We start from the raw sequence: 14,764 nt of genomic DNA, 5'->3' as shown, positions 1-14,764 counted from the left end.
CTCACTCAAGCATCAGGCACGACAAAGTAATGAACTTCCCCTTTATGGAAGATCATGGGTGGTGAAACCTTAGGTACTGGTGCGGCGTAGACATATGCCCAATCAGGGAGATGTTTACTGACGTTAAGTAAAAAGGCTGACTTATCGAATTTGCCTTCTGTATGGTCCTCGCCGGATAGAACACCATCCTTCGCACTAAATCGATAAACTTGTTTCGATTGTGAGAACAGAACCGAAGGAGCCGAGACTGCTTCAGGTTTTATTACACTGGCAATATAAGAGCATCCCAGCTCTGTATTAGGGCATCCAGGTCCTTTGCCACCTACGATAAATGCGTCACCTAAAGCATTGCTTACATGAAATATTTCGGTAGAAGTGAAACCATCCATATCTTCAAAAGCTTGCTTATAGGCTGCAGCTAAAGCGTTGGCGAATCCTCTTCCAGCTTCTGTCTTGTCAGATTCATGCATTGGCGCAAAAGCAATTACAGCATCCTTCTTTTCTAAAGGAGTAGGGGTTAGCAACCAAGCTGCAAGGCCCACACCCAAAGCTGCCCCGCCATTCATATTGAAGCCATGGGAGGAGGCCAGCACGCTTGTGTTAAGGCCAGCGTCGGTAACAGAACTCAACGAGGCGTCGTACTGGGCCTTGGGTACCTTCTGATCCTCAAGACGTAATCCGCCTGCGGTTGCTACCTGCCTGGCATAACTGCCGGTGGGTTCTGAAGAAGTGCTGGCGCATCCGGTCATGATGGCCGCGGTCAGCAGTACAGATGCAATCTTTGATGTGTTCATGGCTGTTCTCCCCCGTTCCCTTGAAACTACCAGTAGATGTCCTGTGAGCAAGTATTGGCGCCAAAAAAAGAGCGACCTAAGCCGCTCAATATAGACACTCTTCATGGGTCTCGCCTAAACCGGAACCGGTTCTGTCAGATCGTCCTCAGAATCAGGCTTGCCCTTGGGCTTTCGTTTATCGCTCGGCTCGGGCTGGTCCTCAGCTTGAGGCAGTGCACCGGCGTCCTCAATGCTGTCCTGAGGGTTCCTGGCCTCGTTGAGCGAGGCTGCAACATCATTTTCGTCAACTCGGGTAGGTACGGTCTGGTCGACTTCTTCCTGCTTGCCCCTGCGATGCGCTGCAATGCGGGCGTTTTTCTCGATGCTAATGATGCGACTGGAGAGGCGATTGATGCTGTTGCGCCAGTCATGCAAGGCTTTCGCGCGCTGGCGTGACTCCAGATAGCCATTCATCCAGAGCACATCAATCATCTTGATCATGTGATCAAACTTGAGCAGAAGCTTGACGTACTGCATGGCCAGGGGACTGGTGATGTCGGCGTGGTAAATGGCCGGGTTCGAGTAACCGGAGTTCTCGTCAAGCTCATGCTTCTTGTTGAGTTCGGTAATCTGGGCAATCTGCTTGTCGATCAGGTCCTCGGTATTCCTGATGAGCTTGCTGATGGTCGAGAGCGCCTTGTCGACCGAGTTCTCCTCGCCAATGATCTGCAGGATCACTTCGATGGAAAAGCAGGAATACGCCATACGGCTAAAGGTGCGTTCAAAGATCTTTTGCGCCTGATCAGAGGCAACCTCAATGGACTTGCGCAGCACTGGCCGGGAGTGGCTGCTCGGTGAAACCGATGTGCGGGTGAGCTGAATGGTTTTTTTTCCTGACGGCTCCTGTGAGGAACCTGGAGGAATAGTCATGTCGTTCATAAGGCAACCCTATCTGTGATAAGTGCAGGGTCCACCGTACTACAGGAAATGCCTTCCAAAGCCCCGTGGTTGATACCCGCGCGGGTACCAACCACGGGTTTTAGGGTCAAATATTTCCGAAAATTCGGTTTGACAGATCAGCCGTCTTGGACTTGTCACGCATTAGCTACACGTTAATGCAGGGTCTGGTAGACCCCTTCTATGACCTGCTTTGAACGAAGCCAAACCCATAGCGCCCGAATGATAACCATCGAGACATCATCAGGGTGTCCTCCCGCTGGACAGGCAGCCTCAAGAAGCTTCTTGTTTCCCTTCCAGAGGCCAAACTCGTTGCGGATGGCCATGCCCAACCCATAGTGGCAATGGATCAGCTCTTCTTCCGGCATTTCGCGAACGGTACTCTTGGATTCTTCACTGAGCATGGCCAGGAGCTGCTCGACGGCTGACTCGACAGTGGTGGGCCAGCGTTCTGTGTCTGGGATAGCTGGATCTTGCATGTGGAAGTCCTCGTGAAGCGGTGAACCTGTAGTTTCACTACTACCGTACCCCACGAACCTCTGGATGCAAGTCCGCTTGATCGCACCTTGCCACGCTTGCATCAATAGGATTTTGAAGTAATTTGATTTGAGCCATTCCAACGGGGAGCCTGAGCTATGAGAACCGTAGAAGAGTCCCAAATGTATCTGGCCCAGCTGCGTGAAGAACAGCAAAAACAGCATGCTGAGTTCCTAAAGCAGTGTGAAAGAGCTTCTACATTAAGCTGGAAGGAGATTGCACTGGTCGTCGGATCGCTTTCCGGTACCGCCGTGCTAACACTCACTGTGCTGCACGTTCTTGAGTGTACCTGCTAGCTTTGTCTGCTTTGGTGCCCGCGCGGGTATCAACCACCGCTGTTCAACACAGAAAAATACGCTACTCTTGCCTTCATGTGGCAGCTACCACGTTAAGCTTCAGCATCCTTTAAGCAGTACCACGTGAGCATTGTGCTCAACGTTAGCGCACCACCAGCCCGCGCTTTTTCCTATGCGTCCGGGTTTTCCATGCCCTCCTAAAACCGATTAGCCAAGCGCCGTTGAGCTGGATTGTTGCTCCGAAACTTTGGTTAATCGGTTTCTCTCCCCTGTGGAGTGAAAAGAGGCTGCATACCTCCTAACGATGCAAAATTAGCGACATCCTTTCGATGTTTTTTAACAACCCCTCGGGGCGTCACTGCCCCGTCCGGGGATAGGTGCGCCCAGAGATCATGGAGATTCTTACCATGAAGGATACGAATCCAGATGAGCGCACCTTGGCTCAATTGAAGTTAATGTATGAGATCAAGAAGTTGAAAGCGGAGGTCGAGCAGCTCAACGCACAAACCTCCAGACTTAACCGGGAAACAGAGCAGTACCTGGTTAATGTAAGCAATGAAGGAATAAAGCTTGCTACTGAAAAGCTTAAGCTAGAGGCAGAGATCCTGAAGCTAAAAGAAGAGACTCGATGGCACAAGGTCGCTGTTATGGGCGGTCTATGTGGTGCTGTCCTGGCTCTGATTGTTCTTGTCTGGCGCCTTGCCTTTTAAGTGACAACCGGTCCACTTGCCACTTTGCAGGTATTTGGACTTCGAGTATTCTTTTAAACAGGTATAGCCGATAGGGGCTTGAATCATGATCAGTGCTTCTGAACAAATAAAACAGCATCAACAGCAACATGCTGAGTTTTTGAAGCGATATGAAAAAGCTTCAGAATTATCCTGGAAAGAAATTGCCGTAACCATCGGATCAGTCGCGACTACAGCTGTTCTGACCATTACCGGACTGTACTTTCTAGGTTAATAAGCACTACCAAAAAACCGCCCTCTGGGCGGTTTTTTTTGCCTGCCTGTCATGAAGATGCTCCGGCTGATTTGGATCTGTACTGTCCAAGGTTTGCACTCAACTTTTTTAAACTTTCTGCACGTTCGTGCCCGCGCGGGTATCAACCACAGCTTTTGCCTTTCAAAAAATACGCTACTGTAAATCTATCACTCGCTCTGCGAACTGATAGTGGCTGCTACCACTTAAAGCCTTAAGCAATATTCCCAATCTGGGGGACCACTCCCAGACACTGGTGAGTACCCCCTTCACTGAAGGATGCTCACCATGTTTTCAATGATTCATCTCGCATTGTTTGTAGGCGCTGTAGTGTTCATTCTGGGTATAGGTTTTGGTGTGGCTTACTTGCTCGTCAAGTACTGCGTATGGCTGACCCGGACACTTGAAGAAGGCATCGCTCTCGGACTGCGACGGCTGGGTAAGCCTAGTCGTAAACTGGCATGTGTTATCGGTAAGAGGAGCTGGGCTTTAGTCCGGCACCTGCTCACTCGTAAGGTGAAGTCTCCTGCGGCACCAGCTCCGGCTGATGTCCTAGAAGCGGTCGCAACGCCCTGTTTCTCTGAAGAGGGCATGAACTGGGACCCCTACGAGAAGCCTACCTACTTGCGCCGGGGTCTCTTGATCTCTGTGTAATGTCTCCTCCGGTATCGCGCTGATCTGTTCATCCCCCTGGGGTGACGGATCAGACGATACCCCTCCAAGGCCCAGCGGCTTTTCTGCATTATCTGCATCTCGTAAACCTGATCTCCCAAGCGTACTGGCCTCCAGTGCCTTTGCGTGATCCGGTTTTTTACTCCCCGTGAGTAAAGAAGAGGCTGCATACCTCCCAACGATGCAAGATTAGAAATCTCTTTTAGCACCACCCTTTAGCGTTTCCCTTCAACCCCTCGGGGCGTCACCTGACTCCCCAAGGAGCTGGTGTGCCCGTTTTCTGGAGTCTCACCATGCAAGCAACAAACAACGGTCTGGTTAAGTTTCCGCTGGCGTCCACGTTCAATATCGAAGTGCGTGATAATGCGACGATCATGGGCTTTGCGGATACCACCAACCCGTTCATCCCCGAGATCACCTCGTCCTATGTGTTCCGCAAGGAATTTGTAATCGAGTTTCGGGCATTTCTGCACCGACCTGATGGCGATGCCTACTACGTCACCGGTCCTACGGGCTCCGGCAAGACCAGTGGTATCACCGAGATCCTGGGTCGGCTTAACTGGCCGGTTCAGCAGGTAACAGCTCATGGTCGTATGGAGCTGTCTGATCTGATCGGGCATCACGCTCTGGTGAGCGCGACACCTGGCGCAGCACCCACCATGCAGTTCATGCACGGGCCTCTGGCTCTGGCCATGAAGCATGGGCATGTGCTCCTGATCAATGAAATCGACATGATGGACCCTTCGGAGTTATCAGGTCTTAACGACATTCTGGAAGATCGCCCTCTGGTGATCGCTCAGAACGCCGGCGAGATCATCAAACCCCATCCGATGTTCAGGGTGGTGGCTACGGGTAACTCTGTTGGACAAGGTGACGCCTCGGGCCTGTACCAGGGCATCTCCATGCAAAACATCGCGTCAATGGACCGTTATCGTGTTGCTGTCGTGGATTATGACGAAGCTGTGGATGCCCTCATTCTTGAGGCAGCATTCCCCAAGCTTCCGGCCATCCTGCGCAACGGCATGATCAACGTAGCTCAGCATGTTCGCCAGTTGTTCAAGGGCGAAGACGGTCAGGGCGGCAGTATTAGCGTCACGATGTCCACCCGGACATTAAAGCGCTGGGCCACGCTTACCTGCATGTTCAAGGGACATCCCACTGCTTTGAAGTACGGTCTTGAAATGGCGCTCCTGCGTCGAGCCAAGCCCGAAGAAGCAACGGCGATCACCCAGATAGCATCAGATGTCTTTGGCAGCGAATGGGCCTAAGGAGGATACCTCTGTGGTAAGTGCAACCTCCGAACGCTCATGCACTGTCAACTGGATGCTTGGAAAGTCCGTCCCACAACATGACGTACCCGTTGTCGCACAGCTCTTCTGCGACTCGTTTATGGATTCCCTGGAGTTACTGGGTATTGCAAGGCCCTTTGAGCCTCATCTGCTGTATCGGGATGATCTGGAAAAGGCCTGCATTACACGGGCAATACTGGGTAGCCCTGGGGCTGGAGACAACAACTTCTGCCCTGAGAGCTTGACTGGTTCAGGTGAAATCTATCTGGATGATGGCGTCTATCGTCCGCTTCTACTCCTGCTCAAGGCGGTGCGGGATGTAGGGCAGGCAGGCTATCCGCTGGAGGTTTTGCTCAGTGCTACCGCTGACTTTGAAGTGATCGAGGCGAGCTACATGGCCCTGACCCGCTTCATAAGTCTGAACTGTCCTGATCCTGCTGTGCTGGATGGATTCATTGCCGATGCCATGACCCTGGGTCTGGATAAGTCGGTATGGGCCGCTCAGCTTGAAAGTGTGGCTGGAGAGGACTTCTACTTTTAACCATCGCTGCCCGCAGCGATTCCCAACTGGGGTACCCACCCCTTTGGGTAGGTACTCCCTTCTTTTTAAGTGAGGTGAGACATGAGCGAACAGACTGAACTGGATATGAGCTTTGGCTCACCGGATCGGGTAATCGTCTGGAAGGCAAGGCCGCTAGGCTTCAAGGCTCGCCACCGCTGGAATGTCCTGAGTGCCTTTATCTCAGGCCAGATCAGCGTCAGGTCATGCCTCTTCGGGCTGAGATACCCAGCTGCGGTTGTTCACCTCGTCTTGAAACGGCCACAGCAAGGCATGATCTGCGTGTGTCCCGAGATCAGGGAAGAAATCAGTCATTTGTTCTAGGACTGAATAGCGTGACTTAACCATCGCCGTCATTGGCGATTCCCGGCAGGGGTACTTCCCTTGTCAGGGGCGGTGCCTCTGTCTTTTTTGTATGGAGAGCACTGAAATGGCAACACAAACAGTTCAAAACGTTGAAAACCTGTCCGAAGCCAAAGGCAAGAAATTGCTTACGCGTGTGGCTGAACGATATGGCGTAGATGAAGCGAAACTGATGACTACCTTGAAAGCGACAGCCTTCAAGCAGCGGAACGGTTCAGGTCCAACCAATGAGCAGATGATGGCGCTCATGATTGTGGCTGAGCAGTACCAGCTAAACCCCTTCACCAAGGAGATCTATGCCTTTCCGGACCGTAACAACGGGATTGTTCCGGTTGTGGGTGTAGATGGCTGGTCCCGGATCGTGAACTCACACCCTGAGTATCAGGGCATGACGTTCAACTACTCCGCGTCCATGGTGAGGCCTGATGGTGCGAAAGTGGATGCTCATGAATGGATCGAGTGCGTGATGTATCGCCGGGACAAGGAACATCCCACGATTGTTCGTGAGTATCTGGATGAGGTCTATCGCAACATCGACGGGCCCTGGCGTACGCACCCCAAGCGGATGCATCGTCATAAGGCCATGATCCAGTGTGCACGGCTTGCGTTTGGGTTTGTCGGGATCTTTGATCAGGACGAGGCCGAACGTATCAGCGAAGTCGACATCAGCAACAAGGTCAGTCGAGTCGTTGATGGAGAAGCCAGGGCAACAGCCGAACCAACTCTGTCCACTGGGCAGTGCTTGAATATCGGGATTGTTGTTGATCGCCTGATCGAGCGCGCCAAGCCGGTAAATGCCTGGCAGAGCGCTTATGAGTGGCTAGGTAAGCGTTTCTCAGGGGCTGAGCGTGAATACGCCATCAACCGCCTGCGTGAGGCTGAACTATGCAGTGCAACCGAAGCCATAGCCGAGGCCGACCCTGTGTCTGCCGAGGATGTGACCACGGAGCCAGAGGAATCCTTTGATGACGATGCCTACGAGGCTGAGTTTGAGATGGATCAGACGGCTCAGGAAACGTCAGAGCAGGACTCGGAATTTGCCGGGCTCTTCGCTGACATGAAGGACTCACTGGAAGACGCCGAAGGCGCCTATATCCCGTGATACCTGAGTAAGTAAACCCACCCACTGGGGGAGTATTCCCCTATGGGGTGCTCCCCCTTTTTTTCGTATCACTAAAAAGAGGTAGAGCACATGGGCTACAACATCATCAATCTGTCGCAAGGCTCTGATGAATGGCTTAACTGGCGTAAGAGCGGTATTACCGCAACCGACGCCTGCATTCTTCTGGGACGTAGCCCCTACAAGACCCGCTGGCGTTTGTGGGCCGAGAAGGTTGGGTACTGTGAAGAAGTGGACCTGTCCGGTAATCCTCTGGTGCGCTATGGCATCAAACACGAGGATGACGCCCGAAAGGCCTTTGAGGACCACACCGGGGACATGCTGTTGCCGGTATGTGTCGAGTCGGACAGGAACATGCTCCTACGAGCCTCCCTGGACGGTCTGAATAACGCCGGTGAACCGGTCGAGCTCAAGTGTCCTTCCGACAAGACGTGGGAGGAGGTCTGCCGGCTCGGTACCAGATCGGAGGCGTACCAGCTCTACTACTGTCAGGTGCAGCACCAGATCTTGTGTGCAGGGTCCCGCCGCGGTTGGCTGGTCTTCTGGCACGGCAATGATCCGCTGCAGATCTTTGAGATCCCCCTTGATCGTGACCTGCTCGCGCAGCTCATGACCGAGGCTCAAGGCTTCTGGCAGGACGTAAGCCTGCGTAATGAACCGCCCAAGGATCCGGAAAAGGACTTCTATCTGCCGTTAGGTGAGGAAGCCACCCGCTGGATCTACGAGTCGGAACATTATCGGTTGTATGAGGCGCGTATTGCTGGACTCAAGGCTCAGATAAAGGACCTTGAAGCCCGGCAGGACAAGCATCTTGAAACCATGACCGAGATGATGAGTGACTTCATGAAGGCCGACTATGCCGGTGTTCAGATCACCCGCTTCAAGGTTCAGGGCCAGATCGACTACAGGAAGGCGATCGATGCCAATCCCGCTGTACAACAGATGGTGGATTTCGAGAAGTACCGGAAAAAGACCTCGGATCGCGTTCGAGTCACGGTTCGTGAGGAGCTGGCGCCCAAAAGTGTTGTGGAAGCGTCGGTATTGGCCCCTCTTGAACACGCCTCGGCTGAGCCGGAGTCCTTTTACCTGAACTAGTGCAGTAGGCGAGCTTTGCTCGCCTTTCCAGAGCGTCCTGACCCTGCTGAGCATGTAGCTTCATGCATGGCAGTGAAGGACGCTGCGGAAAGTACGGTTTCACTCCCCTGTGGAGCGAAAAGAGGCTGCATACCTCCTAACGATGCAAGATTAGCGACACCCTTTAGCAAGACCTTTTGGCGACACCTTCAACTCAACCCTGCCGGGGCATATCTGTCCCGTATGGGCTGGATATGTCTGCGGTTCTTCCGAGGATATATCCATGACCGTTGACAAGGCATTACTGCAAGAGCTGGTCGTTGTAAACGCTGACTACGATATCTGGAGCGGACAGGTTCGCCTGGAAGACAAGGATATCAAGTTGGGTGAAGGCGGCGAGCTACCCCCTGACCGTGTGGCTCAGCTGGGTAACAAGACGATCTGCGATCCGGCATCGCTCAAGGTGTTTCGCTCGCTTCGCGGTGCGACACGCCGGATGCTGGAGGGCTATGGACTCCCCTTCCTCACTGGATGGGCCGTTCCTCGCAGCAAGCTTTCGGAAATACTGGGCAAGCTTGAAACGGCTCGACTCACCTTCGAGCAGGAAAAGCAGGCTTTTTTGGATAACTACGACAGTTCTATCCAGAACTGGATTGCGAACAACGTTGGCTACGAAGAGGCTATTCGTAACGGCGTTCTGGACCGCAATAGCGTAGAGGCGCGCCTGGGTTTCAATTATCAGGTGTTTCATATCCAGCCGGTGTCCGGCGAGCCAAACGCTGAAAAGCGTCTGGCCGACCAGACCAAAGGCCTTGCGGGTCAACTGTTTCGGGAAATCGAAACAGAAGCGGACGAGTTCTACCAGAAGTACCTTCGTGGTAAGGCTGAGATCAGTGTTCGTACTCGCAAGCGTCTGGAAAGCCTGGCTGACAAGGTGGATGGATTGAGCTTTCTGAACCGGGCTTTCGAGCCTGTAGTAAATCTGCTCAGGGAAACCGTTGATGGCTACGATCAGCACGCTGATGGAGGTCCTATCGGTGCACCATTCTTCTTTCAGATCCACTCGGTCGTCACGATCCTGCGTGATCAGGCCCAGATGAAGGACTTTGCAGACGGCAATCCTGCTGCACAGCCCGACGACGATACCTTTGACATGGCGTTTCCCGCGCCCATGACTCAGGCCGTTTCTGCTCCACCAGCGGTACAGGCCTCTGCTGCTCCGGTCCAGCCGGCGCGTCAGATAGCTCAACCCGCTCAACAGACCTTTGATCTGGACGAGCTCTTCCATGACATGGATTCGTTCTTTGACAGGGCCGTAAAGACACCTGCGGTACCTGCTCCGGCAGATTCCTCGGCTGTTTCACCCACGGTTGCATCACCCCTTACCGAGTCATCGGTCAAGGACGTGGCACAACCGGTAACACAGGCTCTGCCTTCGAATGCTCCGGCGTTCGAAATGCCTGAGCCTGAGGACAACTACTACCTCTAGTAGCTGTTTCTCTCCCCCCATGGCGGGCCATTCCCGCTACTGGGGATGGTCTGTCCTCCTTTTCTGAAAAATGAGGTGTGACATGACTGCAACTGCATCCTGCCCGGCTTCCCAGACCATTTTTGCGGCACTGCCTATCGTGGCTGCCGCGTATGGCGAGAAGTTTGGTGTAAAGGTGATCGTGGGTGGCCAGCAGGCGATGACTGACGGCCAGACCATTGTGGTACCTAACGTACAAGGCGACAGGTTTGGGGATGCTCTCTGGGGCTACCTCACACATGAAGCGGCGCACGTCAGGTTTACTGACTTTGGGGTTGGAAAGGATGAGGTAGCGCGTTCAGCTTTTCTGGGCGCGATGCTCAACATCTTTGAAGACTGCCGGATCGAGCGCGAGATAATCAAGCTCTATCCCGGTGCAGCCAGAACGCTTAATGCTGTAGCGGCGTACATGGTTGCTCAGGGTCACTATCAGATCCCGACAAGAGATACTCATCCTGCCGGGCTACTTGAGGCGTACTGTCTGTACTTCCTGCAATGCAAGGTGGTAGGGCAGCACGCTATCGAGGACACGCTGGTTGCCACAACAGCCGTCTACGAACAGGTCATTCCGAAAGGTGTGCAGGTTCGTCTGGCGGTCTTGCTGGGGCGCGCAGGGCAGCTGAAAAGTACGGCCGATGCGCTGGTGCTCTCACGGGAAGTCCTCAGGATGGTTAAAGAGGAAGCCCAGAAGGAGCAGAAGAAGCCAAAGCCGGTTCCTCAGAGCCAGCCGTCCCCGCAGGACCCGACTCAGCCGCAGGCTGGCTCAGGAGATGCGGGTGGCCAGGACTCTGATGGCGGCGATGCTGATGCTGATGCTGATGCTGATGCTGATGCTGATGCTGGAAATGCTCAGGGCACTGACTCAGGCGGTTCCAGTGCTCAGGGTTCCGGCCAGGGCACTGCCGCGGGTAGCGCTTCGGCTGGAGGTGATGATGCAGATACCAGCAATCCCGGTGTCATGCAGCAGATCCTTGATGCAGAGGCAGACGATCATCTCAAGGACAAGACAGAGGCCCTTCGGGCTGACCTCAACTCCGGTGCTGATCGTAGTGCGTCTGTTATCAACGTCCCTACTGCGCTTGAGGCGATGAATCATCAGGCGTCTGGGGAGATGTTGATAAAGCAGGTGGCGTCTGCGTCCAGTCGGATTCAGTCGCAACTCATGGGCCTGGTTCAGGCCAGCCAGCGCAACGGGTATGCACCGGGGCGTCATGGCAGGCATCTGGACACGAACCGGCTCCATCGGCTCGTCAGTGGTGATACGCGCGTGTTTCGGCGTAGTGCTCAGCGAAAGCATCCTGATACAGCGGTTCATGTGCTGGTGGATATGAGTTCGTCCATGGCGACGCTCATGCCCTCCGGTCAGCACGTCTATCAGGTTGCTCGTGATGCGGCCATGGCACTGGCGCTGGGGTTGGAGAAGATCAACGGGGTAAACCCGGCGGTAACGTTCTTCTGCAAAAACAGCCGCCAGCCCGTCTGGAGTGTGGTGAAGCATGGCCAGAAGGTCAGCCGGAATGCGGGTCGGTTCTGTTTCTCACCGATGGGCTGTACACCGATGACCGAAGCGATCTGGTACTCGGCTTTCGAGCTGAGCAAGACCCGAGAGCAACGCAAAATGGTGTTGGTGGTAACGGATGGCGAACCCGATAACGTCGGGACCTGCCAGCAGGTCGTGCAGCGCTGCCAGCGCAGCGGTATCGAGATGGTTGGTATCGGTGTAGGCAGTGGTGCAGCGGTAGCAGGGTTGTTTGCGTCATCGATTCAGATCGAAAGCGTAAATGACCTTAAGCACACGCTATTCCAGTTGATGAGTGATGCGTTGACTGGTGTTGCCGTGTGATTTCAATAACCCCCTGGGGCAGACATGCCCCTTTGGGGTCGTGCTGCCCTTCATTTGGAGCAGCACGCCATGAGACGAGCCCTTGCACGCTTCAATGAGTTGCAGCTGTGCCTGGATCTCCTGTTTTTTGAAGAGCTACTCGACGCCTCCTCGGAGGAGGCGAGTCGCATCCAGTGGACCGATGAAGAAATCAGCCTGCTCCGGCAGCGGATGCTTCAGTACGCCCTGCATGCACTGGCTTCGACGAAAACCTGTAATTCCACCCGAGACGAATGGATCGAGTGGGTTGAAGACGATCACCTGACTCCCTTCTGTTTCACCGTCTGCGCGCAGGAAAGCGGATGTGATCCAGAGGCGTTAAGGGTTCGTGTTCAACGACTGGTGCGGTAGCGATACCGCTTATACCCCATGGGGCACAGCCCCCTGGGGGTTCGTGCCCCTTCTTTTTGGAGAAGCGACATGAACCACACAAGCGACCATCCGCACTTTGCATGGCTACAGCAGGAACTCAGGGAGGGTGACCAGAATACCTGGCTCATCCAGCACCTGATGCCCAACGCTGTGAAGTGGAATCGGCACTGGCATCAGGTCCTGCAGGATGCAGGCGGGCAGTTGCTGGGGCTGGAGCTGGAGCATCCGGGCATGAAGAGTTATGCGCTCATCATGGCTGATGCTTCCACACCGGGTATGTACCGAGCGCAGTACTTTGACAGAAACGGACTCAAGGCCCACATGACCTGGGAGTCTCCTGAAAAGGTACTGGAAAACCTGATCATGGAAGGTTACTGCGCGGTGGCAAGGGGTGCTCTTGAGACCCTGAGCCGTACACGTAGCTGGGCGATCGGTATGTACAAGGTCGACCTGATCCGTCGTTTGAATGCAGGCGAGCTGACCCTTGGGAAGGCTGAGCTGTTACTGCGTGAATTCGCCATGCGGTTGCAATCCGTGGCCGCTCGTTAGCCACGTCAACTACCCACCCATAAGGGGGCTTCCCCCTTATGGGGAAGGCTCCCTTTCTGGTTGGGGCCAACACAATCCAACTAAGAAGGTGAGCCTATGAACAGTAATACAGCAACACAGCCCCGCAGGTTCTACGACAGCAGGAAGGTCAAGGATCAGGCGTCGGCTTATGGATGGGTAGGCATCATGCAGGCCCTGGCGCCTGATCTGGAACGCGCCATCTCCAGACTGGGTCGTCATGTGCCTTGCCCGGTCCATGGTGGCCGTGATGGATTTCGTCTGTTCAAGGACTTCAACGTCCGAGGCGGCGCGATCTGCAACAGCTGCGGTCCCTTTGGTGATGGGTTTTCATTGCTCTGCTTTGTGAAGAGCATTGATTTTCCGGAAGCGCTTGTTGAGGTTGCCGAGTTCCTTGGGGTTGATCCTGAACCCCCACGGTATCAACGTCGTGAGACGTCTGAAAATCGTCCTCGTCCTGCCCAGTCCCGTCCGCGGGAAAGCGCAGTAGAGGACACCACTGCTCCACGGGCCGTACAGGAAACTGCTGTGGTTCGTGAAGCGGCTGTGAAAGAGGCGAGCAATGATGAGTGGGCGCGACTGGTTAAACCCGGTCGTCGTGGTCCCATTGATCTGAAGGCGCGCGCCGAGGCACTCAAGGCAAGACAGGCAGAGGAAGTCAGCTGCGAGGCTGATCTGGCTGAGCGCTTTGGGTACGAGGTGATTGAGCATGAACCTCAGCCTGAACCTGAACCTGTGAAAGCTCCACCGGTGACACCGGCCATCATTATTGAGCCGGAAAAACCCAAGCTTGCACTGGTCCGGAGTCAGCCTGCGAAGGCCTCAATGGCTGATCGTAAGAGCGTAAACGTCGAGCGCCACTGGCGTGAGTCGCTGCCATTGACCTCAGTCCTGGCTGAACCTGCACGGTTGTATTTGCAGGCGCGCAAGGTGTTGCCGCGAGGTGGCGCTGACTGGCTGGACAATGACTGCGTACGTTTCCATCACGCCTTTCCTTACTGGGCTGAGGTGACGGAAATCGATATGGAGACAGGTGAAGAGCGGGAAACCATCGCTGAGATAGGTAAGTTTCCGGCCATTGTCTGCGCCATTGTAGATAACCGGGGTGAGATCCTGACCCTTCACCGAACCTACCTGAGCAGTACGGGTAGCAAGGCTGACGTGGAAAGTCCGCGCAAGATGATGCCGGTCCCCGAGGGGAAATCGATCAGAGGTGCGGCGATCCAGATGGGTACTCCGGTTGATGGAGTGCTTGGCGTTGCCGAAGGGCTGGAAACAGCGCTCTCGGCGTACCGCGCAACAGGTATTGCTACCTGGAGCACGGTTAATGCAACACTGCTTGAAGGCTTTACCCCGCCAGCAGGGGTTCATACGGTACTGGTCTGGGCCGACAAGGACAGATCATGCACGGGTGAATCGGCGGCCATGAGGCTCAAGCTGCGTCTGCAGCAGCAGGGTATCAGGGTGATCGTGATACTTCCTACCGCGCCAATCCCTTCCGGCAGTAAAGGAATTGATTGGAACGATGTGATGATTCGTCAGGGCATTTCGGGTTTCCCGAGCCTGGCGCTTCTTCGCAGCGTAGTAGGAGGTTAAGCCATGCACTCCAATCCACATCTGCCTGTTGATCTGCTCGATACCACTCCGGGTTCGGCCACACGAGGCGTTTTTGCGCCTCCGGCCGGCTGGGAAGGGAGCGAGCAGGACTATGCTGCACTGATCCGGGATCGTTTCGATGCCCGGGAAACACAGGCGCGCATTCTGTTCATCGTCAAGTACGCGGCTCAGGGTCCT

18 protein-coding genes are annotated in these 14,764 nt (G+C 54.6%); 15 read left to right on the top strand and 3 right to left on the bottom strand.

The genetic code is table 11. The features are described from left to right. Positions 1-5 precede the first annotated feature (5 nt). The 3 genes from IQ22_RS21215 to IQ22_RS21205 all read right to left on the bottom strand — a co-directional run bounded on the left by IQ22_RS21215 (position 6) and on the right by IQ22_RS21205 (position 2,209). A complete protein-coding gene (locus IQ22_RS21215) occupies positions 6-794 on the bottom strand; it encodes a hypothetical protein (RefSeq protein ID WP_145145751.1) in 789 nt (262 codons plus the stop codon). Between the two features lie 114 nt (positions 795-908). Next, positions 909-1,712 (bottom strand): hypothetical protein, encoded by an 804-nt coding sequence (locus IQ22_RS21210; RefSeq protein ID WP_244309349.1) that lies wholly within the window; start codon positions 1,710-1,712, stop codon positions 909-911. Positions 1,713-1,885: 173 nt separating this feature from the next. Then, complete coding sequence (locus tag IQ22_RS21205) at positions 1,886-2,209, bottom strand: DUF6794 domain-containing protein (RefSeq protein WP_145145749.1); 324 nt, start codon at positions 2,207-2,209, stop codon at positions 1,886-1,888. Positions 2,210-2,365: 156 nt separating this feature from the next. On the opposite strand from IQ22_RS21205, the gene IQ22_RS21200 reads away from it, so the two are divergent. The 15 genes from IQ22_RS21200 to IQ22_RS21135 all read left to right on the top strand — a co-directional run. Then, entirely contained in the window at positions 2,366-2,563 is a 198-nt protein-coding gene (locus tag IQ22_RS21200) for an HMG-box domain-containing protein (RefSeq protein ID WP_145145747.1), read from the top strand. Between the two features lie 407 nt (positions 2,564-2,970). Beyond that, entirely contained in the window at positions 2,971-3,273 is a 303-nt protein-coding gene (locus tag IQ22_RS21195; protein WP_145145745.1) for a hypothetical protein, read from the top strand. An 85-nt stretch (positions 3,274-3,358) separates the two neighbouring features. Further along, positions 3,359-3,526 carry a hypothetical protein gene (locus IQ22_RS23235; protein WP_158635471.1) on the top strand — a complete coding sequence of 56 codons (168 nt, stop codon included), beginning with the start codon at positions 3,359-3,361 and terminating at the stop codon, positions 3,524-3,526. 306 nt (positions 3,527-3,832) lie between these two features. Beyond that, positions 3,833-4,198, top strand: a complete 366-nt coding sequence (locus IQ22_RS21190; protein ID WP_145145743.1) for a hypothetical protein — start codon at positions 3,833-3,835, stop codon at positions 4,196-4,198. 311 nt (positions 4,199-4,509) lie between these two features. Beyond that, positions 4,510-5,484 carry an AAA family ATPase gene (locus tag IQ22_RS21185; RefSeq protein WP_145145741.1) on the top strand — a complete coding sequence of 325 codons (975 nt, stop codon included), beginning with the start codon at positions 4,510-4,512 and terminating at the stop codon, positions 5,482-5,484. Positions 5,485-5,497: 13 nt separating this feature from the next. Beyond that, positions 5,498-6,046 carry a hypothetical protein gene (locus IQ22_RS21180; RefSeq protein ID WP_145145739.1) on the top strand — a complete coding sequence of 183 codons (549 nt, stop codon included), beginning with the start codon at positions 5,498-5,500 and terminating at the stop codon, positions 6,044-6,046. A gap of 81 nt (positions 6,047-6,127) precedes the next feature. Beyond that, complete coding sequence (locus IQ22_RS21175) at positions 6,128-6,388, top strand: hypothetical protein (protein WP_145145737.1); 261 nt, start codon at positions 6,128-6,130, stop codon at positions 6,386-6,388. 106 nt (positions 6,389-6,494) lie between these two features. Beyond that, positions 6,495-7,529, top strand: coding sequence for a phage recombination protein Bet (gene bet / locus IQ22_RS23695; RefSeq protein ID WP_145145735.1), 1,035 nt, complete (start codon positions 6,495-6,497; stop codon positions 7,527-7,529). A gap of 90 nt (positions 7,530-7,619) precedes the next feature. Continuing rightward, on the top strand, positions 7,620-8,642 hold the full coding sequence (locus tag IQ22_RS21165) for a YqaJ viral recombinase family nuclease (protein ID WP_145145733.1): 1,023 nt from the start codon (positions 7,620-7,622) through the stop codon (positions 8,640-8,642). A 262-nt stretch (positions 8,643-8,904) separates the two neighbouring features. Continuing rightward, positions 8,905-10,110 (top strand): DUF3150 domain-containing protein, encoded by a 1,206-nt coding sequence (locus tag IQ22_RS21160; RefSeq protein WP_145145731.1) that lies wholly within the window; start codon positions 8,905-8,907, stop codon positions 10,108-10,110. Between the two features lie 82 nt (positions 10,111-10,192). Continuing rightward, complete coding sequence (locus tag IQ22_RS21155) at positions 10,193-11,992, top strand: VWA domain-containing protein (protein WP_145145729.1); 1,800 nt, start codon at positions 10,193-10,195, stop codon at positions 11,990-11,992. Positions 11,993-12,061: 69 nt separating this feature from the next. Next, entirely contained in the window at positions 12,062-12,382 is a 321-nt protein-coding gene (locus IQ22_RS21150) for a hypothetical protein (protein ID WP_145145727.1), read from the top strand. A gap of 69 nt (positions 12,383-12,451) precedes the next feature. After that, entirely contained in the window at positions 12,452-12,952 is a 501-nt protein-coding gene (locus tag IQ22_RS21145) for a hypothetical protein (protein ID WP_145145725.1), read from the top strand. A gap of 96 nt (positions 12,953-13,048) precedes the next feature. Beyond that, positions 13,049-14,566: a DUF7146 domain-containing protein gene (locus IQ22_RS21140; RefSeq protein ID WP_145145723.1), complete on the top strand. Its 1,518-nt coding sequence runs from the start codon at positions 13,049-13,051 to the stop codon at positions 14,564-14,566. A gap of 3 nt (positions 14,567-14,569) precedes the next feature. After that, positions 14,570-14,764: hypothetical protein (locus tag IQ22_RS21135; RefSeq protein WP_208733681.1), on the top strand; the 195-nt coding region annotated here is incomplete at its 3' end.

It is taken from the genome of Pseudomonas duriflava (assembly GCF_007830155.1).
Lineage (GTDB): Bacteria > Pseudomonadota > Gammaproteobacteria > Pseudomonadales > Pseudomonadaceae > Chryseomonas > Chryseomonas duriflava.
This window is presented reverse-complemented; position numbering and strand designations above follow the sequence as displayed.

Bases quoted from the DNA above. Each gene is read 5' to 3' on its own strand.
- IQ22_RS21190 (WP_145145743.1), top strand. From the start codon at position 3,833: ATGTTTTCAATGATTCATCTCGCATTGTTTGTAGGCGCTGTAGTGTTC.
- IQ22_RS21155 (WP_145145729.1), top strand. From the start codon at position 10,193: ATGACTGCAACTGCATCCTGCCCGGCTTCCCAGACCATTTTTGCGGCA.
- IQ22_RS21140 (WP_145145723.1), top strand. From the start codon at position 13,049: ATGAACAGTAATACAGCAACACAGCCCCGCAGGTTCTACGACAGCAGG.
- IQ22_RS21185 (WP_145145741.1), top strand. From the start codon at position 4,510: ATGCAAGCAACAAACAACGGTCTGGTTAAGTTTCCGCTGGCGTCCACG.
- IQ22_RS21195 (WP_145145745.1), top strand. From the start codon at position 2,971: ATGAAGGATACGAATCCAGATGAGCGCACCTTGGCTCAATTGAAGTTA.
- IQ22_RS21175 (WP_145145737.1), top strand. From the start codon at position 6,128: ATGAGCGAACAGACTGAACTGGATATGAGCTTTGGCTCACCGGATCGG.
- IQ22_RS21165 (WP_145145733.1), top strand. From the start codon at position 7,620: ATGGGCTACAACATCATCAATCTGTCGCAAGGCTCTGATGAATGGCTT.
- IQ22_RS21200 (WP_145145747.1), top strand. From the start codon at position 2,366: ATGAGAACCGTAGAAGAGTCCCAAATGTATCTGGCCCAGCTGCGTGAA.
- IQ22_RS21150 (WP_145145727.1), top strand. From the start codon at position 12,062: ATGAGACGAGCCCTTGCACGCTTCAATGAGTTGCAGCTGTGCCTGGAT.
- IQ22_RS21160 (WP_145145731.1), top strand. From the start codon at position 8,905: ATGACCGTTGACAAGGCATTACTGCAAGAGCTGGTCGTTGTAAACGCT.
- IQ22_RS21205 (WP_145145749.1), bottom strand. From the start codon at position 2,209: ATGCAAGATCCAGCTATCCCAGACACAGAACGCTGGCCCACCACTGTC.
- bet (WP_145145735.1), top strand. From the start codon at position 6,495: ATGGCAACACAAACAGTTCAAAACGTTGAAAACCTGTCCGAAGCCAAA.
- IQ22_RS21145 (WP_145145725.1), top strand. From the start codon at position 12,452: ATGAACCACACAAGCGACCATCCGCACTTTGCATGGCTACAGCAGGAA.
- IQ22_RS21215 (WP_145145751.1), bottom strand. From the start codon at position 794: ATGAACACATCAAAGATTGCATCTGTACTGCTGACCGCGGCCATCATG.
- IQ22_RS21210 (WP_244309349.1), bottom strand. From the start codon at position 1,712: ATGAACGACATGACTATTCCTCCAGGTTCCTCACAGGAGCCGTCAGGA.
- IQ22_RS23235 (WP_158635471.1), top strand. From the start codon at position 3,359: ATGATCAGTGCTTCTGAACAAATAAAACAGCATCAACAGCAACATGCT.